This window comes from Bacillus sp. GW821-FHT01G09 (genome assembly GCF_059422205.1).
The window spans coordinates 164,907-191,815 of record NZ_JBWKWL010000006.1 but is presented as its reverse complement, the minus strand read 5'-3'; the positions used below and the strand labels follow the sequence as shown (position 1 = coordinate 191,815).

Below are 26,909 nucleotides of genomic sequence, written 5' to 3'. Positions count from 1 at the left end.
GCATTTACTTTAGACATAGAGGGTGTATCTTAGAAGGCAACTAATCCTATTGAAAGTTGCCTTTTTATACATTAAGTAGTAATAATTATACAAGATTAATTACATAATGCTTTCTAAAAGAGATAGATAAAATAAAGGCTGTGATTGAGTAACGTTAGATACAGAGTAGGTTTGCGTTTACAGATTCTTAGAAAAAATTCTGCCTTAAGACCTCATTTTATTGACTTCTTAAAAATAGTTCAGTAAATAATTGAGTTGCCTAAATAAATTAATAAGATGTTTTGGATTATATAATATTTAGTTTATATAATCGTTAAAAAATTCTTTGTCCTAAAACCCAAGTTATTGTATTACCAGATCATTTGTCTTTGGTTGTTGTTCAAAGTAGATTCAATTACATCTTCATAATCAATGAGAACGTTACATTGATTTCAAACTTTAGTGTCAAATTTGTCCGTACTGTAGGGTCATTTTCTTTAAACTCGCTGTGTACTAGAGACGTCTAGTATTTCGGCATAAATCAATTTTACTCCAATCAGAAGAAATTATTTCGTTCAATTTATCTGTGATAAGTTCAAGTGAATTTTCCTTATTTTTGATTACTATGAAATAATTATTTTTCTGTATTAAGATAGCGCTCCAAGAATTCCTTGTTTTTTTACTGTTAGGAACTAAACCTAAATGTTTATATCCCCAAACTACTTGACGTTGAGTACCGTTTAATTCTGATGCAATAACATCTTCATAAATATAATCAATTGAAAATGTTCTAGTGTAATCTAGTTTAAGCGTTTAAACGTAAGGTTAGTCCACACATCTGAGTTATTCGCTTTCCATTCATCCCTTAGTTCATCAAATAAATCTTGTAGTTCGATTAACAAGTTATCATAAATTTGTGCACTTACTTGATAATATTCGGGAATGTCATGCGAATAAATGAACTCTTCACTATTTTTTTGTATTAAAGAAAAAGTATACTTCTCTAGAGTCATCTAAAAAGCTCTACGTATAGAGCAACTTTATTCCATTCTGCTGGAATCATTTCATAAATTTGTTCCGCTATTTTTTGATATAATACGCCCATTTTTTCTTTTCCATAAAAGCACCTCCAGAATCAAAAATAGCCCAGTATAGAAGAGCTATCTTTGATTTATAGATCCTCATACTACTTGGGCGTTGAGGGTACCTTTTAAGTCCATCGGTATAAGCATAATAATATGAAAACTTTAAAATGTCCCTATTGAGGTTCTAATTGGACAAAACATCTTGATTGTTATTGAAGGTTACGGATTATAGTGTGATTACTCTTCTTTATAGTTAAGAGCAATTTCCACGATTTGCTCGGCTGTGTATTCTTCTTCGCTCCAAAAAATTAAATCACTTGGTGCAGGATGAGGGACATTTTCTTCTAATAAATCGATGTATTTACCAATAACCTCATCTTCTAATTCAGGATTCATAATTTTTTTCACCAATGAGACTAATTCTTCTTTTGACATTTTATTCAAGGGTTTATTCTCCTTTTCTTTATTTTAGTTTTTACTTCCTTTTTTTCCGAAATGATAAGCTGGATCTAGTATCTCCTGATGCATTTTTGGAGAAGTAATAATTAGGTTATCTAAATTATACACATCTCCACCTTTATCAATAGGTTGTTTATGGTGTAAAATATATGACTTATGTTTACCATAATGCTCTTTTTTAGGTGCGATAGGGGAGTTCCCATTTTTCATTCTAGCTATATTATTTTTATTAAATTCATTTGCATATTCAGTGTTGGCTACAGATCTCCAGAATTCTTTTCTAAACTCATCAAATGATTTGAACTCCTTCCCAAGAAGTTGTTTGCGTACTTCTTGAGGAATAACCCCTAATTTACCATTGTTGTACATCAGTCTTTCTTGAAGCTGCAGCCCTCTACTTGGAGTTACTTTACCAGTTGCTACACCTGGGATGTTTCTTTTGGTGAATAGAATGCTAGATTCTTTAGTTTCTTCTATAATCTTCTCTAATAAGGGGGTATTCTTAACATTGTGAGTATTACCAATGTCTTGCGCTATTCCTACAAGGGCAGGTTCATATTCATTTTTAGGAAAAGAATTGATGAAGTTTTTTCCTTTTTCTATTCCTGTCTTTACATGTGTAGTAGCCGCTTTTTCTCCAGCTTCAAGCACTTTATCGACTTTGGCAGCACCTGCTTTACCAAGTTTGCTTGTTACTTTCACAGCAGAGCCAGCACCTTTTAGTCCAACGAGGTTCCCGACCACATAGGTAATATAATGAGATCTGGAGTATGCATCTCCGTTAACCATTTTATCATTCCATGAATCCGCTATGTTTGTCCATATGATTTTTGCATAGGAAGGTGTCTTCAATACAGTTGAAATTGTTTTGGCTAATTTTTGTTCTTCGGAGAGCTGGGAAAACTCCCACGTTCCGACAGCTAAATCTTTAACGCCAGTCACAGTATCCTTAGCGACATCGTAGAGACCGACTCCAACTCCTTTCAGAACTTCCCATGTGGTTTCACCAACTTCTTCGAGCTGTTTTGCTTGCTCTAGTTGCACTACATACTGTAACTGTGTAGGCTTAAGGTTCTCATACCCAATCTTCTTCGCAATTTCTAAATATTCATCCGGATCTGAGACACCATTCGCAAGCTTTTTCTTCAGTTTTTCAATCTCGCGTTCCTTCGCTTCCTCTTTCTTAACCTTCAAGTAAGCCTCAGTCCGCTTTTCAATGTCGCCTTTTTTCTTATGTATGTCACTCTCACGGTACGCTTTGGCGTTGTAGTGGATGGGTGTGGCGTTTTTGCCTTTGCCCGTTGCTTCTTGGAGCTTTTGGAAGTCGGATTTGATGAATTGTTCGTTTGGTTCTGACAGGGCGTATTCAGTCTGCAGGTCTTCGTCCAAGGCGTCCAATTTTTCCAGTGTTTTTTTGCGTTTGTCGTTGGCATCGGCCAGCTCGTCTTTGAAGGTTTCTGTTGAAAACAGGTCGAGCGGGAGGATGTCGTTGATATCGTTCAGTATGTCTTTCATCGCTTTTTTCTGTTCAGACATGATGGACTTTGATTTTTTATTGGCATTTGCCAGTTCGTGCTCCAGAAAGGATTCTTCGATGTATGCGTCTGAGAGGCCTTTGTCTTCGGCGGCTCCGGCGATGCTGTTGAAAAATGCGATTTTCATATCGATGTAGTCGATCCACTGGTCGGTGACGCCGACGTGGTCGTGATAGAAGGCTTTGATGTTGCTGGCGCCTTTTCCTGAAAATTCGCTGTCACTGAGATCAGCTACGCTTTTTAACGCTTTTCTCAAGTTGACCATTTGCGTTCTTAGTTCTTTATACTCTTTTGCACGGTCTGTCGCTTCCGAAAGCAGTGTTTTCGCTTCAAATACTTTCATGACCATTTCCCTTCTTTTGTTCACTCAATATCAAAATTTTACCACGGGGCGGGATGAGGGTGGGGGTGAGAACGTGTTTTGGTGGAAAAATGAGTCATTTGGCATGTGTCTTTATTCATGAAGGGATTGTGTAAACATAGTCGAAATGATTATTGGTAGACAGTTAAAGGAGCATTTTGATGAAGAAAAAACGCATTACATTCAGTTTATTAGGGTTAATGGTATGCATCATACTGTTTGTTCAGTTACGCAATAAAGACAGTATCCCTGTCCAATCTTCCGCCATCCACCCCGAAGAAGACCGGATCTTTTTTATCTACTCCAATCCTTTCATAAAAGAAAGCGTGCTGCTTTCAACCTCAACAGGCGAACGGTTTAACAGGCGTACGTTTAAGGTGGCGGATGTGCCTTATATTCAAACGAAATCTTATGCATCAACAGACCTTGTATTATTGGCGGAACACGAGCCTTTTTACTACACGTTGGAGAAGGATGCGATCAAAGAGCATCCGCTTTCAGATCCATTTGCGTTTTGGCATGAGGGGAAGGATGTCTCTGTTAAGGCCTATAATGTTGATACGACGGGAAATGAGATCCACATAAACGACAGAAAAACGAAAAAGGAACATACCCTTACCTTGCCTTCGCTTGTCACGATGGGGGCCAGTGATGAGAACTATATTTATATCATTCAAAGCATGTCTATTTACGTGATTGATAGAAAAACAGAGGAAATGATTGAGACCCTGAGCTTAGCCTCATACGCTGATCAATTCGCAGACTCGAAGGAATTTATTGTTGCGAGCTCGGAGCATGAATTGACTGTGATTGAAAAAGGGACATGGAAAACGACATATATTCCGTATCCTGATGATCTTGAATACGCTGATACCGTATACTATGACAAAGAAAGCGGAAGTTTTTACGTTACGTACGAAGACAAAGAGGGTGAGGCGAACTTGCTGGAGTATGGGAAGGAATTTTCTTTTCATACAAATAGTTTGAATTTCCCTTATATGGAAGCGAAGTTTAAGGGGAATCTATTGTATATAGTTGCCCAGGAAGAGCATAAAAAGGGCATCGGCGGATACGTGGGTGTGTTTGATATCCATTCTAAGGAGATGCTTTATCAGTTTGATTTGCCTGAGGAACAGGTGAAGGTTCAGGATTTTGTTGTGGTTGATTAAAGTGAAAGCTCTTAGCGTCTTTTTCTTTTTTGTTCAAGAGTTGATCTTTGCTGATAACAGTGTCGAAATTCTATGAAACTTTCATTCAAAGTACGCGTATATGAACCAAAAGGAGGACGATGAAGCAATGGGTGGTTCATATTTGAGTGATTTGTGTTCAATGTATCAAAAAGATAAGTTCTTTACCGGATTTGTCCCTGAGGAGCTTTTGACATATGTTTGTGAGTTATTCCCGTTATCGAAGAAAGAAACGGTGACGGCCTTACTGAATTGTTCCATGGGAAGTAAAGCGAAAAGCTTTGTTATGTTTACGAGTAAGGGATTGTACTGGAAGAGATTTGGAGAACAAGAGGGATGTGTGACTTGGGAAGCATTCACTGATATCCAATCGATTAAATCGACGGATGATTATGAGATTTGGTTTGATGGAGTAGAGGTTTTTGATGTCGGCTTCAGTTCATATCCCGCGGATCTGTTGGCAGAGCTGTTGAGGATAATTCAGCAATTTCTTAGTGAAAATGGCTTGGATTTGCTTACGGAACCCCGGATAGATCATGTATCTGTTTCTGCCAGTGAATTGAGGGAAATCAGTATTTTGTTTCAGAACAGCCATGACAAGATGTTCGGTTTGACCAATGGGCTACTGGTCGGTAACGAGATATCTGAAAAGAGAGAGGTACGATTGAGAAAACGGCTGCATATTCCTAAAGATCAGGAGATGATCTCCTTCTGGAGTACTTTTCCCGTGAAGCAAACAGATGGCATCACATTAACAGACAAAGGGATTTATTTTTCAGATCCTTTTCTCAGGTTATTTTATCCTTGGCATGTGTTTAAGGAAACGCCTGTAATGTTAAAAGATCAGGAGTTAATTGTGGGGAAAAAGAATGTCATTCAATTGCTGGAAAACCTGATGCCTGCTAAGGACGTATTTGCTTTTTTAGAACAAGTAAAACGAAGAATCAGCGCTGTTACGAGCTGGTGAATACGTATATGAAATAAGATTGACATGGGACCCTTGCATAAAGGGTTCTTTTTTATGAAAAAAACAAATTGACAGGATGAAAAAACAATTTCTTCCTTCTATATTGTTTTCAAAATTTGGGATTGATAGAATATGACATATCTCATAGAGAAGGAGGGAAGCCGTTGAGTCAAGCCATACCGTCTTCGCGTGTAGGTGTTAAGATTAATGAATGGTATAAAATGATTCGCCAGTTCAGTGTTCCGGATGCTGAGATTCTGAAAGCGGAGGTGGAGCAGGACATTCAGCAAATGGAAGAAGACCAGGATTTGCTGATCTATTATTCTCTGATGTGTTTTCGGCACCAGCTGATGCTTGATTATTTGGAGCCGGGACAAACATACGGGAATCGCCCTACAGTGACAGAGCTTCTTGAAACGATTGAGACCCCTCAGAAAAAACTCACAGGCCTTTTGAAATACTACTCTTTGTTTTTCCGCGGCATGTATGAATTTGACCAAAAAGAATATGTGGAAGCGATCGGATATTATCGCGAGGCGGAGAAAGAACTGCCGGTTGTGTCAGATGATATTGAGAAAGCCGAATTCCATTTTAAAGTGGCCGAAGCGTATTATCACATGAAGCAAACCCATGTGTCGATGCATCATATTCTTCAAGCCTTGGACATTTATCAAAAAAATCCCCTATACAGCATTAGAACGATACAAAGCTTGTTTGTGATCGCCGGCAACTATGATGATTTCAAACATTATGATAAAGCGCTCCCGCATTTAGAGGCGGCGCTAGATTTGGCAATGGACATTCAAAATGACAGGTTTATCGCCATTTCTCTATTGAACATTGCAAACAGCTATGACAGATCAGGAGACGATCAGATGGCTGTAGAACATTTCCAAAAAGCGGCGAAAGTAAGCAGAGAGAAAGTCCCTGATCTGCTTCCGAAAGTCTTGTTTGGATTAAGCTGGACATTATGTAAAGCGGGCCAAACACAGAAGGCGTTTCAGTTCATAGAGGAAGGATTAGACCATATCACAGCACGTTCTCACAAATTTTATAAAGAATTGTTTCTGTTCTTGCAGGCCGTGTACAAGGAGACTGTTGATGAACGAAAAATTCATGATCTTTTAAGCTATTTCGAAAAAAAGAACCTGCACGCTTACATTGAAGCATGTGCCCGGAGTGCTACCGCTGTTTTTGAAAGCAGCTGTCACTTTGAACAAGCTGCTGCGTTTTATCGGAAAGTGCTGAAAGCCCAAGAAGATATTCTAAAAGGAGAGTGTTTATATGCCTATTAAGAAAAAAGTGATGATGTGTCTGGCTGTTACTCTAGTTTTCGGAAGCATGTCGTTTCCAACCCTGACAAACTCCGGCGGATTTAAGGAATCAACAGATCGAAATACGACGTATATCGATCATTCCCTTTACAAACTTAGTGATCAGAAGAAAGCCCTTAGCTAGGGCTTTTTCTTGCTTTACGGAAGACGTTCCATTTTCCACATCGCGGCATTCCTTCTATTTCTAACGCAAGACACTCGAAACAACCAAACCATTTGAGGTATAATGGATAAAGTGAATAACAGTATTTAGATTGATATATATGAAAGAGAGTGGAACATCATGGGCCGTAAGTGGAACAATATTAAAGAGAAGAAGGCGTCTAAGGACGCAAATACGAGTCGGATTTATGCGAAGTTTGGCCGTGAGATTTATGTGGCGGCGAAACAGGGCGAGCCTGATCCGGAATCCAACCAGGCGCTGAAGGTTGTGCTTGAGCGTGCGAAGACTTACAGCGTGCCGAAAAACATCATTGAACGTGCGATCGAGAAGGCGAAGGGTGGAGCGGAAGAGAATTACGATGAGCTTCGTTATGAGGGCTTCGGGCCGAACGGATCAATGATTATCGTTGATGCGCTGACGAATAATGTAAACCGTACGGCGCCGGAAGTGCGTGCGGCGTTCGGGAAAAACGGCGGAAACATGGGTGTGAGCGGATCTGTTGCTTACATGTTTGACGCGACGGCTGTAATCGGTGTGGAAGGCAAAACTGCTGACGAAGCGCTTGAAATCCTGATGGAAGCGGATGTTGATGCACGTGACATTTTAGAAGAGGATGACAGCGCGATCGTGTATGCCGAGCCTGATCAATTCCATGCGGTGCAAGAGGCGTTTAAAAACGCGGGTGTCGAGGAATTTACAGTAGCGGAGCTGACAATGCTTGCGCAAAGTGAAGTAACGCTTCCGGATGATGCAAAGGAACAGTTTGAAAAATTGATTGATGCATTAGAAGATTTGGAAGATGTTCAGCAGGTATATCATAACGTTGATTTAGGTGAGTAAGGAGTGAGCAGGCTGTTATAGCCTGCTTTTTTTGTCCCGGAAATTGTTTTAGCTGTATGTAGGCGGCCGCCTATACGATCTATAAGATATTCTCATACTCTGGACTGTAACCTATGTGAAGGAGAGAGTGAATATGACTGATACAAGACATATGTATGGCGGACCTGGTTTTGGTCATTATCAGGGCTTTGGTATTGGCCACCCGGGCTATGGCATGCAAAGCACAGGCTATCCGGGCTATGGCATGTATGGAGGCCACCCGGGCTATGGCATGCAAGGCTACCCAGATCACGGCATACATGGAGGAGTCGGCGGCTATCCGGGATATGGTGGGTACGGCGGTTACCCAAGCGGCGGCTATGGAGGCTCTCCGGGAACTGTAAGCTATCCGAACATGCACCATGAAAATGATGGCCATCACCACTATTATCACCATCATCATGATGGAAAAGATAATCTTCATCACCATCATCACCATGTTGGAAAGGATAATCATCACCACCATCATGATGGTCATTATGGCCACCATCACCACCATATGGGCCACTGGGGAAAAGACGGTTATAAATAAAAAAGATGATGATAAAAAGAGGACACTCTTGCAGATCAAGAGTGTTTTTTTAGCTTTTTTCTTGACTATTCAGTCTGGAAACTGGTAACATTTGTTTCAGGAGGTGATAGTCTTTTGGGGAGGAATAAAGAATTTGATACGGCGCTTGTTCTTCACAGGGCGATAGAGGTTTTTGGAGAGTATGGCTACGAAGGAACGTCTCTTCAGGATCTGCTCTCTCATTTAGGCATTGCGCGCCAAAGTTTGTATGATACGTATGGCACGAAGCGTGATTTGTTTTTGTCCGCTGTGAAAACGTATCTTGAAGGGAAAAACACTGCCGTTATGGAAAGGCTTGAAGCGCCAGGATCTGTAAAGGAAGCCATTCGTGATATTTTTCAAGAAGGTGTCAATGCCCTGAGGGATCCTGAACGGGCGAAGGCGTGCTATATCATTAACAGCGCGATTGAACAGATTCCGCATGACCCTGAGCTTGCCAGGTATTTTGACAGACAATCCAAGCAGCTTGAAGACGCTTTTTATCAGGCGCTTTTAAGGGCGAAGGATCAAGGAGAATTGAATGGCGAAGATACTGATATATCTGCGCTTGCCCGGTACCTGAATCAAAGCAGGCTGTCTCTGACATTTGTTGCGAAAGTGACGGCTGATATGGATCGGCTTCAGGACCATGTTGACGTGAGTTTATCAGTGCTTGATTAACATGTGGTAAAGGATTCTTTGCCCATGTATGTACTTTTTGGACTGAATAGTCTAGAAATAAAAATGAGGTGATGATGAATGTTGATGAATGAGTTTGAAAAAGCATGTGAAACATTGAGAAAGTTTATGGCTTATATGCTTGAGAAGGACATGAAGAGCTGGACGGAGCTTTGGGATGAGAATGCTGTATTTGAGTTCCCTTATGCGCCGGAGGGATCACCAAAAAGAATAGAAGGAAAAGCGGCCATTTACGATTATATTAAAGATTATCCTAAGCAGATTCATCTTTCTTCATTTACCGCTCCGACAGTGTACCGTTCAGCAGATACGAATACGATGATTGCGGAGTTTCAATGTGACGGCCATGTGGTTGAGACTGGGCTGCCTTATCGCCAAAGTTATATCAGTGTCATCGAAACGAGAGATGGCCGCATTGTGCGTTATAAGGATTATTGGAATCCGCTTGTTGTAAAAGAGGCCTTTGGAGGATCATTTTTGCAAACAGAGGAGAGTGGAAAACGATGAAACAGAATCCGATTTTAATCACAGGCGGGACCGGCACAACCGGCAGCCGAATCGCCAGCCGTTTAATAGAGATGGGACACAGGGTGCGTATTGCGAGCCGGAAAAAGGGCGCGCTTGCTGATGCTGAGTATGTGTATTTGAATTGGAAGGACGCCTCCAGTTTTACGCCTGCTCTGGAACAGGTAAAACAGATCTATCTTGTTGCTCCGGTCGGTGTATTTGATCCGGCTCCCTATGTGCTCCCCTTTTTAAAGGAGGCAAAGCGTCTCGGTGCAAAGCGTGTAGTGATGCTAAGTGCGTCTGTTGTCCCTGAGAATGGTCCCGTGTTTGGAGCGCTTCATCAGGCAGTGCGTGAGTTTCCAGAATGGACGGTGCTGCGGCCTTCATACTTTATGCAAAATTTCATCAATGTCCAGCATCGAATGTCGATTCAAACTGAGGGGCGCATTATCACGGCTTCGGGCGAGGGAAAGCTAGGATTCATTGATGCTGATGACATCGCAGAAACAGCCGTGCGCGCTTTAATTGATGGTGTTCCTCATCAAACACATCATATCCTGACAGGACCCGAGGCGCTGAGCTATGCCGAAGCGGCAGAGATTATCGGTGCAGCGGCGGGACGCCGGGTGGAGCATGTCATCATTTCTCGTTCCGAGCTGCAGCATAAAATGGAGGCAGGAGGTTTGCCCGCGGATTATGCCCATTTTATGGCGAAGCTTGATGAGGCAATCAGCCATGGTGCGGAACATCGGGTAACGGATACAGTGAAGCGTGTGACGGGAAAAGAACCTCGTTCGCTGTCAGAGTTTGCGGCTGCTCATGCTGCATATTGGAAACACTGACCTCATTTTGGACTGAATAGTCTAGAAAGACCTTCGGCGCTTCCGAAGGTCTTCTTATTGAAAAAGCTAAGTCGTGTTTCAGTCATAATCATGCCTCCTGCCTCATACCTATTAAGGTCATTGTTTTTGAGAAAGGAGGAGCCGGAATGAAGGATATGCAGCCGTTTACGCCTGTCAAATCATATACGCCCTTTCACAGCCGTTTTGATCCCTGTCCGCCTATAGGGAAGAAATATTACAGAACGCCCCCTAACCTTTATATGACCTTTCAGCCTGAGCATATGGAGCAGTTTTCGCCGATGGAGGCTTTGAGGAAAGGCACCCTTTGGAAGGATCTCTATGATTTTTATGAAAACCCTTATCGAGGGGGAGACGCACATGGCAAAAAAGGTTGATGCCGAATATTATCGTCAGCTAGAGCAAATACAGGCTGCTGATTTTGTGCTTGTTGAGCTGAGTCTTTATTTGAATACACATCCTCATGATGAAGATGCGCTGAAGCAATTCAATCAATATTCCGGCTATTCAAGGCACTTAAAAAGACAGTTCGAATCCTCTTACGGACCGCTTCTGCAGTTCGGCAACAGCCCCGCGGGCAAGGATTGGGATTGGGGAAAAGGGCCATGGCCGTGGCAAGTATAAGGAGGAATGCCTGAATGTGGGTGTATGAAAAGAAGCTGCAATACCCTGTCAAGGTCAGTACGTGCAACCCGACGCTGGCGAAGTATTTGATTGAGCAGTATGGCGGAGCGGACGGCGAGCTGGCCGCGGCTCTCCGGTATTTGAACCAGCGTTATACGATTCCTGATAAGGTCATCGGCCTTTTAACAGATATCGGCACGGAGGAGTTTGCCCATTTGGAAATGATTGCGACCATGGTCTATAAGTTAACGAAAGACGCCACACCGGAGCAGCTGCGTGAAGCTGGGCTTGGCGATCATTACGTCAATCACGACAGCGCGCTTTTTTATCATAATGCGGCGGGCGTGCCGTTTACCGCGAGCTATATCCAAGCGAAGGGCGATCCGATTGCCGATTTATACGAAGATATTGCCGCAGAAGAAAAGGCGCGGGCGACGTATCAATGGCTGATTGATATTTCGGATGATCCTGATTTAAACGATTCCCTGCGTTTTTTGCGTGAGCGTGAAATCGTACACTCTATGCGCTTCAGAGAAGCGGTTGAAATTTTAAAAGAAGAACGGGATAAAAAGAAGATTTTCTAATAGGCAGATTGGCCTCTCTTTCATACACCCTTTTACATACAGAGAAAATGGTCTGTTTTTGCAGTTTGGTCTGCATTATAATCAAGGTGTGTGTGCAAGCTTACTTTTTGATTGGGAGGCCTTTATGTCAGCTTTTAAGATTGAGAACGAAACGATTGCAGATGGATTTTACGCGTGTCCGGCCGTCTATGAGGATGCAGAATCGATTACCGGGTTGCTCGTCCGAACAGCTGAATGGCTCCGGGATCGGGCTTCTAACCAATGGAGCGGACTTCTGAAAGGGCAAGATATACATGATATCACGGGGTCAATTGAAAAGGGACATGTGTTTGTGTTTAAAAAAGATGAAGAGCTTGCGGCTGTCGTGATGCTGCTGCCTGAACCGAGCGAGTGGGACCGGACGCTTTGGGGAGACGATGGGCATGAGGAGTCCATTTATTTGCACCGCCTCGCAGTAAGCCGCCGGTTTGCGGGACAGGGGCTAGGAGCCCGCGTCCTTCAGTGGGCGGAGACGGGCATACACTTTCCGGAAAAAACGCGGATCCGGCTTGACTGTGTCGCTGATAGCGACGCCCTGCATTCCTTTTATCGGCGTATGGGATATGAATTCATGGGTGCTGATGCGTCCGGATATCATTTGTTTGAGAAAGAGATTACGGCAGAATAAGCGTCCTTTGCAGGGGGCTTTTTTGTCTTTTTCTAAAAGGGAGGCAGGCGATGTGTGGCCAATATTATTTGTGACAGGGATTGTGACGGCTTGTCTGTTTGCTGGCGTATCCGTTTTGATGCGGATGAGATTTCCTGACAAAAGTCGGCCGGAATGGATGTTGGCCGGGCTGATCGTCCTTGGTGTGTTTGCGATCTGGTACAGCCTCGTGTATGTACGCGGCTGGGAAGGGGCTACGCTCGGAATGCTTGGATTCAATGTCATTTTCGGAGCCATTGCCGGATATTTGATCGATAAGGCCATCCGGCGTTACAGGAAAAGATAAGGCTGCTGCCGTCTCTCATCATGTCGAAATTTTCACAGACCGGCAGGAATTTTCTTTCGAAAGGAGAAATACATATTACTTTAAAATGAAAGCGTTTTCCGAAGCGGGAAGGTGATGTTGATGATACACAGTGTGACAAATGGGCTGAATCGTTTTTGTACGTGGGTGATGAGACTGGCCTATTTGAATGTGCTTTGGATTTTGTTTTCTCTTGCAGGCCTGGTTGTGTTTGGGCTGATGCCCGCTACTGCCGCGATGTTTACAGTGGCGAGAGAATGGGCGAAGGGGAATACAGATGCCCCGGTGTTTTCTGTCTTTTTTCGGACGTTTAAAAAGGAATGGCGGGCATCACAGATCCTCGGGCTTATCGTTGTGACGGCTGCCCTGTTTCTGTTTGCGGATATGCGGATAGCGGCTCAGATGGACCAGCCTGTGCTCGTCAATGTATTCCTGAGCATTAGTTTGATTTTCGCGTTTGTTGTGCTGTATGTGTTCCCGGTATTTTCTCATTTTGACGTAAAAATCAGAGAGGTGCTGAGCATCAGCTTTTTCATTGCTTTCAGCCGTCCGGCGGTAACGCTTTTGATGGCGGCGGGCGCTGTCGGTGTGCTTTGTCTAGTTCTGTTTCATGTCACGTTTCTATTGTTTTTCAGCGGGAGTTTCCTCAGCCTGATCTTAACGAAGCTGTCCTTTAAAGCGTTTCGGTCAATGGATCAGCGGCAGGAGAAAGAAAAGGCGGCATGAAGAAAAGAGTTGCTGGCTGGTACAGGCGGATGAAGATTAAGGATAAGCTGTTTGTGTTTCTATCGTTGATTATGGCCGTATCCTTTCTGTTTGTATACAGCGGGGTCCAGTATGCCTTTCATGTGTATGATGAGCAGATTTACCGCAAGTCCTCGGAGGTGCTTCGGATGTCTTCTGAAAGGATCGAAGACGAGCTGAAGAAGATAGAGGATGTGTCATATGAAATCATTACAGACGAACAGATTCAGCGCATCCTGAGCATGCAAAATCGGGATGATACGTATGATCAATATCAAATGAAGCAGGAGCTGTGGGATCAGCTTGCGGGATATGCCAGCGATGAAAAGTACATCGATTCCATTCATGTGATTGATGCCCGCGGCTCAGAGTATTCAGCCGGAAGCAGTTCTTCAGATCTTTTGCAGCAGGAGCAGGAAGAGGTATTTAAGCGAGCGAAAGCGAAAAGTGGAAGAAATCTTTGGATGACGCTCGGCGGGTCAGATCCCGTCCTGATTTCAGCACGGCAGATCAGGTCCTATCACCAGCTGAGTCTGAACGGCTTGGGCATGGTGCTGATCCAGGTCAATGTAAAACAGATGATTCGTGATGTGCCGAAGGATTGGGGCGATTCAGTCGGAGACATTATGATTGCTGACCAAGGCGGGAATTTGGTGTATACGGCACATGCATCAGCGCATGTTCCTGAGGCAGCAAAAGAGACGCTGAAGCACCCCGGTTATGACTTGATAAAAAAGAATGGCAAACGTTACTTTATTTCTTATCTTCAATCATCCTACCAAAATTGGAGCTACTATAACGTTATCCCCTTTGATCAGATGTTCGCAAAAATTTCCTTTATGAAAACAGTGATCGGCACATGCTTTCTTCTCTTTTTCTGTGTGGTTTTGCTTTTCGGAAGGAAAATCGCCAACAGCATCACGGAGCCGATTGAACAGCTTGTGACCGCGATGAAATCGGTGCAGCACAGCGGCATTGAAGCAGGTGTGTCGCTTTCTCTGCCGGAACATACACAGGATGAGGCCGGCATGCTGAACCGCCATTTTACTGTCATGATGAAACGGATTAATGAGCTGATGGAAGAAAATGTGGAAAAACAGCTCATCATTAAAGAAACCGAATTGAAAGCACTGCAAGCCCAGATCAATCCGCATTTTTTATATAACACGCTCGAGTCCATCAATTGGCTGGCCAAGGCGAATCAGCAAAAGCAAATCTCAAAAATGGTGGAATCGCTCGGTTTTCTTCTGCGAAACAGCATACATATGAAGAAGGATATCGTGACCATTCAGGAGGAGGCGGACATTGTACGTCACTATATGACCATTCAGCGATTTCGATTTGAAGAGCGCCTGAATTTCACGTTGGATATTGACGATGAGGTGAAGCATTGCCTCATTCCGAAACTGACGCTCCAGCCGCTTGCGGAAAATGCGATTCAATACGCGCTTGAACCCTTTACAAGGCCATGCGCCATCCGGATTCAGGCGAAAAAGGCGAAGGGCTGTGTCTGTATTACGGTCGAAGATAACGGCCCTGGCATGGATGGACGGATTCTTGAATCAACGGGTGGAAGAGGAATCGGACTTTGGAATATTCGCGAGCGCATCAGCCTGACATTCGGAGAGCCATACGGATTGCGGATTCATAGTGAGCATGAAAAGGGGACGAGGATTGTGATCACAATACCGTGCCGAAATGAGGTGGTGTGATGTATAAAATACTGCTGGCTGATGATGAGAGGATTATCCTTGATGGAATGGCGGGAATCATTGAGTGGGAGTCGCTTGGCGCCTCATTGATCGGAAAAGCGCAGAACGGACATGAAGCATATGAAAAGATTGTACATAAGCAGCCGCATATCGTCATCACAGACGTCAAAATGCCCGGCATGGACGGGCTTGAGCTGATCAAAAAGGTGTCAGCCGTCAGCCCGTCGGTGCAATTTATCGTCCTGTCCGGGTTTGGAGAGTTTGAGTACGCAAAGGAAGCCATGAAATATGGGGTGAAGCATTATTTGCTGAAACCCTGCAATGAACAGCAGATTATCAGCTCGCTGGAGGAAATCATTGCTGAGCTGAAGCGGCAAGATGTGCACAAAAAGAAAACAGCCCATCTAAAACACGAGCTCGACCATATCCGTTCCTTTGCAGCCGATCAATACTTGGAAGGCTTGATCGCCGGTGTGGCCCAGCTTTCTCCGCCGCCTTCACTTGCCGGAAAAAAGATCCGCCTCTTGATCTTAAAAGGGGAACAATCTATTGATGCTGTAGCCAGAGAGGCACTCGGATCGGCACTGACAGCGGTTTGCAGCAGCGGAGAATGGACCGTACTCGCCGTAGAGGAGAACGCCGCTGAAAAGGTGGCGGAGGTTTTTGCAACCCGCAAGATGGCCATCAGTCAGGCGGGAGAACTCCGGCACGCGGGGCAGCTGTTTCGTGACACAGCTGAAGCGTCTGGTGACCTGCATGGGAGCGCAGTGATTTCGAAAATGATCAGGCTTATTGCCGACGAGCTCGGAAATCCGAATCTGTCCTTAAAATGGGCGGCGAAGGATATGTTGTTTATGAATCCTGATTATCTCGGGAAGTTATTTAAGCAGGAAACAGGCGAGAAATTTTCCCAATATGTTACACGAGTGCGTCTTGAACATGCGATGAAACAGATGAAAATGAGGCGGGACGCGAGTGTATCAGAAATTGCTGAAGAAATCGGGTTTGGCGATAATCCGAAGTATTTCAGTCTTGTTTTTAAAAAATATACCGGTCTGACACCGTCAGAATTCAGAAGAAAACAGGGAGGCGCTTCCGCAGGATAGCCATCTCTGTTTTTTTGACTTTCGCCACTGTTTTTTGAGTGTTTCGCCCTATCCGAACGCTTTAAAATAAAATGTAAGCACTTACATTAAAGGGGGGATTGGTTTGAAGAAGATTTGTTACGTGCTGTTATCCCTTGTCTGCGTCTTTTTTTTCAGCGGATGTTCAGCGGGTGAAGAGGCCTCGGGAAAAAAAGAAGACGTTACACTCAGAATCGCGTGGTGGGGCGGGCAGCCAAGGCATGATTATACAACAAAGGTAATTGAACTTTACGAGAAAAAGAATCCGCACGTCCATATTGAAGCGGAATTTGCGAACTGGGATGACTACTGGAAAAAGCTTGCGCCCATGTCTGCCGCCGGCCAGCTTCCGGATGTCATTCAAATGGATACCGCTTACTTAGCCCAATACGGAAAGAAGAACCAGCTGGAGGATTTAACGCCGTATACAAAGGATGGAACGATTGACGTCAGTTCAATCGACGAGAATATGCTGTCGGGCGGAAAAATCGACAATAAGCTTTATGGATTTACGCTAGGTGTCAACGTGTTGTCTGTGATTGCCAATGAAGATTTGCTGAAAAAAGCCGGTGTGTCTATCAATCAGGAAAACTGGACGTGGGAGGATTACGAGAAGCTGGCGTATGATCTTCAGGAAAAAGCCGGTGTCTACGGTTCCAACGGAATGCATCCGCCTGATATTTTCTTCCCTTATTATTTGCGCACAAAGGGTGAGCGCTTTTATAAAGAAGACGGCACTGGCCTCGCGTATCAAGATGATCAGCTGTTTGTCGATTACTTTGAACGGCAGCTGAGGCTGGTGAAAGCGAAAACGTCCCCAACACCTGATGAAAGCGCACAGATTAAAGGGATGGAAGACGATTTTATCGTCAAAGGCAAGTCAGCGATTACATGGAACTACTCCAATCAATATTTGGGCTTTGCCCGGCTGACAGACTCGCCGCTGTCTCTCTATCTGCCGCCGGAGCAAATGAAGGAAAAGGCGCTGACATTGAAGCCGAGTATGCTGTTTTCCATTCCGAAAAGCTCTGAGCATAAAAAAGAGGCAGCGAAATTTATTAATTTCTTCGTGAATAATGAGGAAGCGAACCAGCTGATTAAAGGTGAGCGAGGCGTTCCAGTCTCCGACAAGGTGGCGGATGCGATTAAACCGAAGCTGAATGAGGAAGAAACCAACATCGTGGAGTATGTAGAAACCGCGTCAAAAAACATCAGCAAAGCCGATCCGCCAGAGCCTGTGGGAAGCGCGGAGGTCATCAAGCTGCTGAAGGATACGTCAGATCAGATTCTGTATCAGAAGGTATCGCCGGAAAAAGCCGCCAAAACGTTCCGGAAAAAGGCCAATGAGATATTAGAGAGGAATAATTGACGGGAAATGGGGCTGACGCAATGAAAAAAAGCCGGAGTATAAGAAAAGACAATCTGGCGGGATATGCTTTTATTTCTCCGTTTATCATCGGGTTCCTATGCTTTACGGTGATTCCGATGGGGGCGTCCCTGTTTCTGTCCTTCACGAGCTATGACTTGTTTACGGCGCCGAAATGGATCGGGCTCGACAACTTTAAGGAAATGTTTACGGGTGACGAAAAGTATTGGCAGTCTCTGAAGGTGACGTTTACGTATGTGCTTGCCGGGGTTCCGCTCCGCCTCGGCTTCGCGCTTTTTATCGCTGTCATTTTAAACAATGCAGCAAAAGGAACGGCCATTTACAGAACGCTCTTTTATCTGCCTTCGATCATCGGCGGGAGCGTCGCCGTGGCGATTATGTGGCGCAATATTTTTGGCAATGACGGGGTCATCAATGCGCTGCTGTTTTTTGTCGGGATTGATCAAAAAATTCTTTGGTACCAGAATCCGACAAGTGCGCTGTGGACATTGATTCTGCTGTCCGTCTGGCAGTTCGGGTCGTCAATGCTGATTTTTCTGGCCGGGCTGAAAAACATTCCGTCTTCGTATTTGGAAGCGGCAAGTGTGGATGGGGCAAATCGGGTGCAGCGTTTCTTCAAGATCACGCTTCCGATCCTTACACCGATTATTTTCTTTAACCTAGTGATGCAGACGATTTCTGCTTTTATGACATTTACACCTGCCTATATCATTTCGAAGGGCGAGGGCGGGCCGCTTGACGGGACACTTCTCTATTCGCTCTATTTGTTCCAGCGGGCGTTTAACTATTTTCAAATGGGCTACGCATCGGCGATGGCGTGGGTCATGCTTGTCATTGTCGGGCTGATTACGCTCATATTGTTTAAAACATCGTCATATTGGGTTCATTACGAGTCAAAGGAGGAATGACGGATGGAGCCGGTCAACGAGCCTGTCAGAAAAGCCCCGGTTTTTGAAAGAAAAAAAGCCGGGCGCGTCAGTCCCAAACGCATACTGTTCCATGTTTTTACGGCAACGCTGGCGGTGTTACTGCTGTACCCGGTCATTTGGCTGTTTGTCAGCTCGTTTAAAGAAAGCGCCAGTATTTTTACAACCTCACATTCTCTCATTCCCGACCCTTTTATTCTCAGTAACTATGCTGAAGGGTGGAAGGGCATTGCGGGACAGCCGTTTTTGACGTTTATTAAAAACTCGGCGATTATTGTCGGGCTGTCAACAATCGGTGCCGTCCTGTCATCGGCTGTCATTGCGTACGGATTTGCGCGTATTCCGTTTAAGGGAAAAAAATTTTGGTTTGCGTGCATGATGGGGACGTTAATGCTGCCTCATGAAGTGTTGATGATTCCGCAGTATATTATGTTTGCGAAATTAGACTGGCTGAATTCCTTTAAACCAATTGTCGTTCCGCAATTTTTCGGGCATGCGTTTTTTATATTTCTGATGATCCAGTTTATCCGGACGATTCCCGAGGAGCTGGATGAAGCCGCGCGAATCGACGGATGCGGGCGCTTTGCCTGCTTTTGGCGAATCATTCTCCCGCTGATTGCCCCCGCGCTTGCGACGTCTGCGATTTTCTCCTTCTATTGGAAGTGGGAGGAGCTGATTCAACCGCTTTTGTATTTGAATAAGCCGGAGCTTTATCCTGTTTCACTTGCGCTGAAGCTTTTTCTCGATACAGAGTCGGCTTCGAACTGGGGCGCGATGTTTGCCATGTCGGCCGTCTCGTTATTGCCTGTGATTCTTGTATTCTTTTTGTTTCAGAAATATATCGTTCAGGGCATCAGTACGACCGGATTAAAATAAAAAGGAGTGTTGCAGATGGCACAGCTTATCTTTGATGAAGAAAAGGTGACGTCCGTCATTGACCGGATCGTGAAACGGACATTTCAGATGGATTTTGCGTGGGATTGGCCTGGCGGCGTCGCGTTTTACGGTGTGGCGGAGGCCTATGAAGCGACGGAAAACGAGGAATATATCAATCTGTTAAAAACGTGGGTGGATGAACAGCTGGAGGATGGGCTGCCGCCGCTTTCGATCAACGGAGTTTCCATTGGGCATACGCTTTTGTTCCTCCACAAGGTGACAGGTGATGACGTGTATTTGGAAACAGCGGCCGAGATGGCGGAATATGTGCTGCATAAGGCGCCGCGCTTTGGCGAGGGTATCCTTCAGCATACGGTGAATGCAGCAGAATACGTGTTTCCTGAGCAGGCATGGGCGGATACGCTGATGATGGCTGGGCTGTTTATGCTGAGAATCGGGCGGATCATGGAGCGTGAGGATTATTTTGAAGACGGCCTGCGCCAGTTTCACGGACATGAGGATGTGCTTCAGGACCCTGTCACGAATTTGTACTACCACGCCTGGGACAACAAAGCGCAAAATCATCTGTCGGGGATTTATTGGGGCAGGGCGAACGGCTGGGCGGCACTCACGATGGCAAAGGCGCTCCCGCTTATTGAGGTGACACATCCTTCCTTTATGATCATCGACGGATCGCTCAGAGACCAGCTGAGCGCGCTTGTCCGGCTTCAGGATGAATCAGGGCTGTGGCATACGATTTTGGATGATCCGGATTCTTATCTGGAGGTTTCGGCATCAGCCGGTATTGCTTCTGCACTGATGTCGAGCGGAAAGCTGTATACAAAATATGTGCAGAAATCGCTTGCCACCATTTTGGATGCGGTGGAAGAGGACGGACGAGTCAGCAAGGTATCGGCCGGGACAGCCGTCATGAAAAATGCCGAAGGATACAAACAGGTGCCTTACAAACGAATACAAGGATGGGGGCAGGGACTTGCGCTGACGTTTCTTGCTGATGTTTTGAAAACGAAAAAACGCGTGTATCAGTAAAGACAGTGGCGGGGGGAAAGGGATGAAAAAACAGCCTCAACAGAAGGAACGGGTTTCTCGCTGGAAGGGAAGGTATTTCAAAAGAAACTTTGTCTTCATTTTGCTGATTGCCTGTATTCCCGGATTGCTGACTGGCAGCGCAATCTACTTTCTTTCGATCGACAAGGTGGAGAAAGAGCTGCAGAGATCGCATGAAACACAGGTGGCGCGTGAGGTCAGCCGAATGGATGAGAAGCTGGGAGTGCTTGAACTGGCACTCACCCAGATGGCCTACGATTCTTCACTGATGAATGGATTGGCCGAGAGGGATTTGGAGAAAGACTTTACGTTCTCCTATCAATTAACGAAAAAGTTGTTTCTTTTGCGGGACCAGCAGCCGCTGATCGAGCAGGCTTCCATCTTTCTGAACAGCCCCCGGCCACTTGTGCTGAGCCCTGAATACAGCGCTTTGACAGAACAAGAGGGCCTTCGCAAGTATCGCTCGCTGCTTGCCTCAGACCACAGCATTTATTGGAAACGGTCGGGAAATCAAGTGATGCTGATCCAGCTCATTCCGGGCGCGGCGGAGAAACCGTTCGGCACGATCATGCTGGCGGTTGATCCGAAAGAAATGGAATCAATCCTGCAAAGCTTGTCCCCCTATCCTGATGGCAGTGCGCTGCTTTTAGATCAAAATCGAGAGGTGCTGTTTCATGAGGGGGAAAAAGATTTTGAAAAGACTTTACTTCATGAGATAAAAAAACAGCCTGCTGAGAACGGCCATTTTCAGATGGAATGGGAAGGCAAGGTGTATTCTGTCTCCTTTGGAGAAATGAACCGGATGCATCAGCAATGGACCTTTGTGTCAGCGGCGCCTCTTTCAGCTATTACAGCGCCGATGGTGTTTTTATCAAAAGTGATCATCGTGATGCTGGTCATTTGCATCGGTTTGGCGGTGTGCATGACATGGTATGCATCAAAAAAAATCTATCGTCCCATCCAGCATTTGCTTGGCTTGTTTACCGGAGGAGAGAAGAAAACATGGCAGGCGTCCGGGCAGGATGAATTCAAATGGATTGAAAAGAGATGGCAGGATCTATCCCTTGAAAGCCGGAAGCTCCAACAGCAGCTCCTGCGGCAGACGCCCCATATGAAAAAGAGTTTTTTGCAGCATCTCTTACAGGGCGATTTTTACTATGACAACGAGGAAAGCCTCAGATTGCGGATGGAGGAGGCTGGCTGGAACATCGGCGGAAACGCGTTTCATGTGCTTGATCTACAGGTGACAGGGCTCCGTTGTGAAAAAAGCATCTTCCGTGAAGGTGATGAACAGCTTGCCGTGTTTACACTGACTAATATCGCTGAGGAATTGGCGGCTAAACGCGTTTTTCAGCTCTCCATACTTGATATCGGCCGGCTTTCTGTCACCGTTCTTGTGATGAAAACAAACAGCTCTGATCTGAAGGCGTATATAACGGAGCTGGCACGCCAATTTGGAGATGTAACCGGACTATGCCTGACCTCGACATTGAGCAGCAAGACGGAGCGTGTCACGGAAATTCCTTCTTTATTTCAGAATGTGAAAAGCGGCAAATCCCGCAGGAAGTTTGCTAACCGGGATCAGGTCATTGATTTGCAGGCCGACTTCCCTCGGGATGAGCAGTTCGCTCCTTATTACCCTTTTGAGCTGGAAAAACAAATTGTTCAGGCCATCCGGCTGGAAAGAAAACAGGAAGCCAAGGAACTGATAGATGGATGTATGAAGGAACTGTCGGAAAAAGCGGCCATAGACAGGCATGTGCATTCCGCCCTGATTCAGCTGTTTTCCCGCATTCAGGAGGATATTTTGCATTCCGGGCTCAATCCCAGCGAACTGTTTCAGCACCGGAATCCGTTTCTTGATATTTCAGAATTGCGCGAACCTAACGAAGCGGCGGCCTGGCTGATGGATGTAGTGGTGACGCCTTACCTTTCCAAGCTTGAGGGCAGAAAAAACAGACAGCAAAAGCAGCTGGCAGAACGTGTGATTGCGATGATTCACGAACAGTATATGGCGGACATTTCATTGGAAAGCTGTGCCGATGCGCTTGGCATGAATTCCTATACGTTAAGCAAGGCATTTAAGCAAGTGACCGGCATTAATTTTATCGATTATGTGACCCAGATCAGAATCGAAAAGGCGAAAGAACTGCTGGTCAATACGAATAAAAAAATTCATGATGTGTCTGAAGAAGTCGGCTATCGCCACAATTATTTCAATCGGATTTTTAAAAAACAGGTCGGCATGCCGCCGGGTGTCTTCAGGCAAATGTATCAGGAAACGCCGTGAAAGGAGAGAACATGTGATGAAGAAACCGATTCAAGTATTTTTAGCGGGGGATTCCACTGTGAGTGACTGCCCGCCTCATGAAGCGCCGATGGCGGGGTGGGGGCAGGTATTCGGGCAATTGTTTTCTGAAGATGTGCTGGTCCGCAATCATGCCAAAGGAGGAGCGAGCACCAATTCTTTTGTGGAGGAAGGAAGGCTTCAAGCAATTGCCAAGCACATCACACAAGGCGATTATTTGTTGATTCAATTCGGCCACAATGACCAAAAACCGCGGGGGACGAAGCCGTACTCCACATTTCAGCAGTTTCTTACCTTGTTTGCAGATACGGCACGCGAAAAGGGCGCGCATCCTGTGTTCGTCACATCGGTGCAGCGCCGCCGCTTTGATGAAGACGGACGGATCGAGCATACGCTCGGTGAGTATCCCGATGCGATGAAAGCACTGGCGAAGGAGCTCGATGTACCTGTGATTGATCTGCTTGCGAAAACAAAGGTGCTGTATGAAGCATACGGGCCGGAGGAGTCGAAGCGATTGTTCGTTTGGTTTCAGCCGAATGAACATCCGAATTACCCGGACGGCATTGAGGACAATACGCATTTTTCGGAAGAAGGTGCAATGGAGGTTGCGAAGCTTGTGGCAGAAGGCATTGAAGAGCTCGGACTTCCGCTTAAGGACCATCTTGTGAGCCGGGAGGGGAAAGAACATGTATAAGGAAGGCGCGTGCCTGTACCGTAATCCGCTCCGGTCTAAAAGCGATGTGAAGGACTGGCGGATGGAGGGAGGCGGACAGATCTCATTTGACGATCACAGCTTGCACCTGTCACATGTCCAGGACGAAGCGCACTTTGTCTTTTGGTGTCCGGAAACCTTTCCAGACGGCATCATTGTGACATGGGACTTCTCTCCGATCGAGCAGCCTGGACTGTGTATGCTGTTTTTTGCCGCTGCGGGTATTCGCGGCGAGGATTTGTTTGACACAAGTCTCAGGAAAAGAACAGGAACATACCCTGAGTATCATTCAGGAGATATCAATGCCCTCCACCTGTCGTATTTCCGCAGAAAATACCCGGAGGAAAGAGCATTCCGCACCTGCAATTTAAGAAAAAGCCGCGGTTTCCACCTCGCCGCAATGGGGGCCGATCCGCTGCCTTCTCCAGACGACGCTGATTCTCCGTATCGTATGAAGCTGATCAAAGACAAAGGCTATGTGCACTTTTCAATCAATGGTCTGCCCATTCTTGAGTGGATGGACGACGGCAGCACTTATGGGCCTGTGTTAACAAAAGGAAAAATCGGGTTCCGGCAGATGGCCCCCATGAAAGCCGTTTACAGGGATTTTGCCGTGCATCAAGCGGTGAGAAGATGAAGACGACTGTAACGGATGCGCTTTATGCAGGCTGCGAAGCGGTGGTGAAAATAGCATGGCTCAACGGGCTGTGGCTGTTGTTTACACTTTTGGGCGGCGTTCTTTTCGGATGGGCGCCGAGCACAGCTGCGATGTGTGCCGTTATAAGGAAATGGCTGATGGGGCAAAAGGATGTCCCGATATTTTCGTTATTTCTCGATACCTATAAAAAAGATTTTCTCAAGGTTAATGCGATCGGATTGGCGTTTTCGGCTCTTTTGCTCATATTGTCTGCCAACTATCATTATTTTTCTGCCAGTACGGATTGGCTGTCCTTTGCCGTAACAAGCTGCACGCTGCTTGCAGGGCTTTTGTATATCATCGCGCTGATGTATGTGTTTCCCCTTTATGTGCATTACCAGCTCCCGCTTCGCAAATATATTCCGCAGGCACTGCTGTTTGGCGCCATGAGACCGCTGACGACCGGCTGTATGCTGATCGGGTGCGGATTTGTCCTTTATTTGCTGTATACGCTTCCTGGCCTGATCCCATTTTACGGCCCGTGTTTATTTGGGCTTGTGTTGATGTTTTTTGCTCTTAGGGGATTTCAAAAGACGGAGGCCCAGCACCATCAAGCCGGGTAACAAAAAAATGACAAATACGCAAAAAAGTGCAGTGTCCGAAATAGGCAGATGCAAAAAAGTGAAATTGAAGACAGCTCACACAGCGCATAAAATCCAATTTAAGTAAGCGCTTACAGATAAATGAGAAGGAGCTGTCTGATGATTACACGAAGGAAACGCATGTTTACCGCTATTACGTTGCTGGTCTTGTTGGTGATGGGAGCCTCTGTATGTCCTGTGAAAGCTGAAGGGGCAGCGCGGCAGATGGAAGCGCTGAACCGGGGGCTTGTAGCGGTCAAGACGGACGGGGGCATTTTTGTCAGCTGGCGGTTTCTTGGAACCGAAAACGCATCTGTTTTGTTCAATGTGTACAGAGACGGGCAAAAACTGAATGCTGCGCCTGTCAAAACAACGAACTATGTGGATAAAAACGGTTCGGCGGGCTCAACGTATACGGTTCGGGCTGTTGTAAACGGTACCGAACAGCCGGTTTCTGAAAAAGCCTCCGTATGGGCGCAGCCGTATCATTCCGTCCCGCTGGATAAACCGGCTGGCGGCACGACGCCAAAGGGTGAAGCTTACACGTACAGCGCTAATGACGCAAGTGTTGGCGATGTGGATGGTGACGGGCAATACGAGCTGATCCTGAAATGGGACCCGTCTAACTCAAAAGACAATTCACAGGATGGCTATACGGGTGACGTGCTGATTGACGCGTATAAACTGGATGGCACAAAGTTATGGCGGATCAATCTCGGCAAAAACATCAGAGCGGGCGCGCACTACACCCAGTTTATGGTGTATGACCTTGATGGTGACGGAAAAGCGGAAGTGGCAATGAAAACGGCAGACGGGACAAAAGACGGCACGGGAAAAGTAATTGGAAATGCCAATGCTGATTACAGAAATGAACAGGGGCGTGTGCTTTCAGGCCCTGAATATCTCACTGTGTTTCAAGGTTCAACCGGGAAAGAGCTTGTCACCGCAAATTTTGAACCGGCGCGCGGCAATGTGTCGGATTGGGGAGACAGCTACGGCAACCGTGTTGACCGTTTTCTCGCCGGCATTGCCTACCTTGATGGACAGCGGCCGAGCCTGATCATGACCAGAGGGTATTACGCTAAAACCATGCTAGTTGCCTATAACTTCAGGGATGGAAAGCTGTCAAAGCTTTGGACGCTGGACTCCTCAAAGTCAGGAAATGAAGCGTTTGCCGGACAGGGGAATCACAACCTGAGCATCGCGGACGTTGACGGGGATGGAAAAGATGAGATTATTTTCGGCTCAATGGCTGTTGATCATGACGGGAAAGGCATGTACTCGACCGGCTTAGGCCATGGGGATGCCCTCCATACAGGAGATCTTGATCCGGGCCGGCCGGGGCTTGAGGTGTTTCAAGTTCATGAGGACAAAAATGCAAAATACGGCTTATCTTTCCGGGATGCTGCAACCGGAAAAATCCTTTGGGGCGTTTATGCCGGCAAGGATGTAGGCCGGGGAATGGCTGCTGATATTGACCCGCGTTATCCGGGACAGGAAGTGTGGGCAAACGGTTCTCTCTACTCAGCGAAAGGGGTCAAAATCGGAAGCGGGGTTCCGTCCTCGACCAACTTCGGCATCTGGTGGGACGGCGATCTGCTCCGGGAACAGCTGGACAGCAACCGAATTGATAAGTGGGATTATCAAAACGGCGTATCGAAAAATGTGCTGACTGCATCAGGCGCAGCGGCTAACAACGGCACAAAAGCAACACCAACGCTTCAGGCTGATCTGCTCGGTGACTGGCGCGAGGAAGTCGTGTGGAGAACGGAGGACAGCAGTGCTCTGCGCATTTACACGACGACCATTCCGACTGAGCACAGGCTGTATACGCTGATGCACGATCCGGTGTACCGGCTTGGCATCGCCTGGCAAAATATCGCCTATAACCAGCCGCCGCACACAAGCTTCTTTTTAGGAGACGGCATGGCGGAACAGCCAAAACCAAATATGTATACGCCTTAACTGAAAGGGGGAAGGAACGGGCTGCG

The 26,909-nt window shown here is 46.0% G+C and carries 27 protein-coding genes and 2 pseudogenes; 26 read left to right on the top strand and 3 right to left on the bottom strand.

What is annotated here, in order from left to right; translation table 11 throughout:
* Window positions 1-613: 613 nt before the first annotated feature.
* From AC07VD_RS19540 to AC07VD_RS19530, 3 genes and pseudogenes are all read right to left on the bottom strand, one after another.
* Window positions 614-1,084: pseudogene (locus tag AC07VD_RS19540) on the bottom strand (antitoxin YezG family protein).
* A 217-nt stretch (window positions 1,085-1,301) separates the two neighbouring features.
* Window positions 1,302-1,508, bottom strand: coding sequence for a bacteriocin immunity protein (locus AC07VD_RS19535; RefSeq protein ID WP_095714359.1), 207 nt, complete (start codon window positions 1,506-1,508; stop codon window positions 1,302-1,304).
* Between the two features lie 24 nt (window positions 1,509-1,532).
* Window positions 1,533-3,401 carry a T7SS effector LXG polymorphic toxin gene (locus AC07VD_RS19530; protein ID WP_342819701.1) on the bottom strand — a complete coding sequence of 623 codons (1,869 nt, stop codon included), beginning with the start codon at window positions 3,399-3,401 and terminating at the stop codon, window positions 1,533-1,535.
* A 179-nt stretch (window positions 3,402-3,580) separates the two neighbouring features.
* On the opposite strand from AC07VD_RS19530, the gene AC07VD_RS19525 reads away from it, so the two are divergent.
* From AC07VD_RS19525 to rhgW, 26 genes and pseudogenes are all read left to right on the top strand, one after another.
* Window positions 3,581-4,588 carry a hypothetical protein gene (locus AC07VD_RS19525; RefSeq protein ID WP_494721953.1) on the top strand — a complete coding sequence of 336 codons (1,008 nt, stop codon included), beginning with the start codon at window positions 3,581-3,583 and terminating at the stop codon, window positions 4,586-4,588.
* 142 nt (window positions 4,589-4,730) lie between these two features.
* Window positions 4,731-5,573 (top strand): hypothetical protein, encoded by an 843-nt coding sequence (locus tag AC07VD_RS19520; protein WP_494724397.1) that lies wholly within the window; start codon window positions 4,731-4,733, stop codon window positions 5,571-5,573.
* A gap of 164 nt (window positions 5,574-5,737) precedes the next feature.
* Window positions 5,738-6,868, top strand: coding sequence for a response regulator aspartate phosphatase RapH (rapH, locus tag AC07VD_RS19515; protein ID WP_494721951.1), 1,131 nt, complete (start codon window positions 5,738-5,740; stop codon window positions 6,866-6,868).
* Window positions 6,858-7,031, top strand: coding sequence for a phosphatase RapH inhibitor PhrH (phrH, locus tag AC07VD_RS19510; RefSeq protein WP_426723018.1), 174 nt, complete (start codon window positions 6,858-6,860; stop codon window positions 7,029-7,031). Before rapH ends, phrH begins: the two co-directional genes overlap by 11 nt.
* Before the next feature lie 159 nt (window positions 7,032-7,190).
* On the top strand, window positions 7,191-7,910 hold the full coding sequence (locus tag AC07VD_RS19505; protein WP_129092307.1) for a YebC/PmpR family DNA-binding transcriptional regulator: 720 nt from the start codon (window positions 7,191-7,193) through the stop codon (window positions 7,908-7,910).
* Between the two features lie 133 nt (window positions 7,911-8,043).
* Window positions 8,044-8,481: a spore coat protein YeeK gene (gene yeeK, locus AC07VD_RS19500; protein WP_042978011.1), complete on the top strand. Its 438-nt coding sequence runs from the start codon at window positions 8,044-8,046 to the stop codon at window positions 8,479-8,481.
* 114 nt (window positions 8,482-8,595) lie between these two features.
* Window positions 8,596-9,180, top strand: a complete 585-nt coding sequence (locus tag AC07VD_RS19495; protein ID WP_024571799.1) for a TetR/AcrR family transcriptional regulator — start codon at window positions 8,596-8,598, stop codon at window positions 9,178-9,180.
* A 78-nt stretch (window positions 9,181-9,258) separates the two neighbouring features.
* The gene (locus tag AC07VD_RS19490) at window positions 9,259-9,705 is read left to right on the top strand and encodes a nuclear transport factor 2 family protein (protein ID WP_032722988.1); all 447 of its coding nucleotides are present in this window, start codon (window positions 9,259-9,261) and stop codon (window positions 9,703-9,705) included.
* A pseudogene (locus tag AC07VD_RS19485) lies at window positions 9,702-10,567 on the top strand (NmrA family NAD(P)-binding protein). Before AC07VD_RS19490 ends, AC07VD_RS19485 begins: the two are co-directional and overlap by 4 nt.
* A gap of 126 nt (window positions 10,568-10,693) precedes the next feature.
* Window positions 10,694-10,942 (top strand): spore coat-associated protein CotJA, encoded by a 249-nt coding sequence (gene cotJA, locus AC07VD_RS19480; RefSeq protein ID WP_003219489.1) that lies wholly within the window; start codon window positions 10,694-10,696, stop codon window positions 10,940-10,942.
* A complete protein-coding gene (gene cotJB / locus AC07VD_RS19475) occupies window positions 10,926-11,189 on the top strand; it encodes a spore coat protein CotJB (protein WP_003219491.1) in 264 nt (87 codons plus the stop codon). Before cotJA ends, cotJB begins: the two co-directional genes overlap by 17 nt.
* 14 nt (window positions 11,190-11,203) lie before the next feature.
* Window positions 11,204-11,773 carry a spore coat protein CotJC gene (gene cotJC, locus AC07VD_RS19470; protein ID WP_003233850.1) on the top strand — a complete coding sequence of 190 codons (570 nt, stop codon included), beginning with the start codon at window positions 11,204-11,206 and terminating at the stop codon, window positions 11,771-11,773.
* 124 nt (window positions 11,774-11,897) lie between these two features.
* Complete coding sequence (locus AC07VD_RS19465; RefSeq protein WP_494721950.1) at window positions 11,898-12,440, top strand: GNAT family N-acetyltransferase; 543 nt, start codon at window positions 11,898-11,900, stop codon at window positions 12,438-12,440.
* Window positions 12,441-12,462: 22 nt separating this feature from the next.
* Complete coding sequence (locus AC07VD_RS19460; RefSeq protein WP_015715470.1) at window positions 12,463-12,765, top strand: YesK-like family protein; 303 nt, start codon at window positions 12,463-12,465, stop codon at window positions 12,763-12,765.
* Between the two features lie 114 nt (window positions 12,766-12,879).
* On the top strand, window positions 12,880-13,509 hold the full coding sequence (locus AC07VD_RS19455) for a YesL family protein (protein WP_128737632.1): 630 nt from the start codon (window positions 12,880-12,882) through the stop codon (window positions 13,507-13,509).
* The gene (gene yesM / locus AC07VD_RS19450; RefSeq protein WP_077671624.1) at window positions 13,506-15,239 is read left to right on the top strand and encodes a two-component system sensor histidine kinase YesM; all 1,734 of its coding nucleotides are present in this window, start codon (window positions 13,506-13,508) and stop codon (window positions 15,237-15,239) included. Before AC07VD_RS19455 ends, yesM begins: the two co-directional genes overlap by 4 nt.
* Window positions 15,239-16,345, top strand: a complete 1,107-nt coding sequence (gene yesN, locus AC07VD_RS19445) for a two-component system response regulator YesN (protein ID WP_494721949.1) — start codon at window positions 15,239-15,241, stop codon at window positions 16,343-16,345. The genes yesM and yesN overlap by 1 nt, the downstream gene beginning before the upstream one ends.
* 103 nt (window positions 16,346-16,448) lie before the next feature.
* The gene (locus AC07VD_RS19440) at window positions 16,449-17,732 is read left to right on the top strand and encodes an ABC transporter substrate-binding protein (protein ID WP_044052605.1); all 1,284 of its coding nucleotides are present in this window, start codon (window positions 16,449-16,451) and stop codon (window positions 17,730-17,732) included.
* On the top strand, window positions 17,729-18,658 hold the full coding sequence (locus AC07VD_RS19435) for a carbohydrate ABC transporter permease (RefSeq protein ID WP_003233835.1): 930 nt from the start codon (window positions 17,729-17,731) through the stop codon (window positions 18,656-18,658). Before AC07VD_RS19440 ends, AC07VD_RS19435 begins: the two co-directional genes overlap by 4 nt.
* A gap of 3 nt (window positions 18,659-18,661) precedes the next feature.
* On the top strand, window positions 18,662-19,552 hold the full coding sequence (locus AC07VD_RS19430) for a carbohydrate ABC transporter permease (protein ID WP_014479106.1): 891 nt from the start codon (window positions 18,662-18,664) through the stop codon (window positions 19,550-19,552).
* A 15-nt stretch (window positions 19,553-19,567) separates the two neighbouring features.
* The gene (yesR, locus tag AC07VD_RS19425) at window positions 19,568-20,602 is read left to right on the top strand and encodes a rhamnogalacturonyl hydrolase YesR (protein WP_349612342.1); all 1,035 of its coding nucleotides are present in this window, start codon (window positions 19,568-19,570) and stop codon (window positions 20,600-20,602) included.
* Between the two features lie 22 nt (window positions 20,603-20,624).
* A complete protein-coding gene (yesS, locus tag AC07VD_RS19420; RefSeq protein WP_349612344.1) occupies window positions 20,625-22,910 on the top strand; it encodes a transcriptional regulator YesS in 2,286 nt (761 codons plus the stop codon).
* Between the two features lie 13 nt (window positions 22,911-22,923).
* The gene (rhgT, locus tag AC07VD_RS19415; RefSeq protein WP_494721948.1) at window positions 22,924-23,622 is read left to right on the top strand and encodes a rhamnogalacturonan acetylesterase; all 699 of its coding nucleotides are present in this window, start codon (window positions 22,924-22,926) and stop codon (window positions 23,620-23,622) included.
* Entirely contained in the window at window positions 23,615-24,277 is a 663-nt protein-coding gene (locus tag AC07VD_RS19410; protein WP_160221416.1) for a YesU family protein, read from the top strand. The genes rhgT and AC07VD_RS19410 overlap by 8 nt, the downstream gene beginning before the upstream one ends.
* Complete coding sequence (locus tag AC07VD_RS19405; protein ID WP_038427511.1) at window positions 24,274-24,900, top strand: YesL family protein; 627 nt, start codon at window positions 24,274-24,276, stop codon at window positions 24,898-24,900. The genes AC07VD_RS19410 and AC07VD_RS19405 overlap by 4 nt, the downstream gene beginning before the upstream one ends.
* Before the next feature lie 138 nt (window positions 24,901-25,038).
* On the top strand, window positions 25,039-26,883 hold the full coding sequence (gene rhgW / locus AC07VD_RS19400) for a rhamnogalacturonan lyase (protein ID WP_494721947.1): 1,845 nt from the start codon (window positions 25,039-25,041) through the stop codon (window positions 26,881-26,883).
* Window positions 26,884-26,909: the final 26 nt, after the last annotated feature.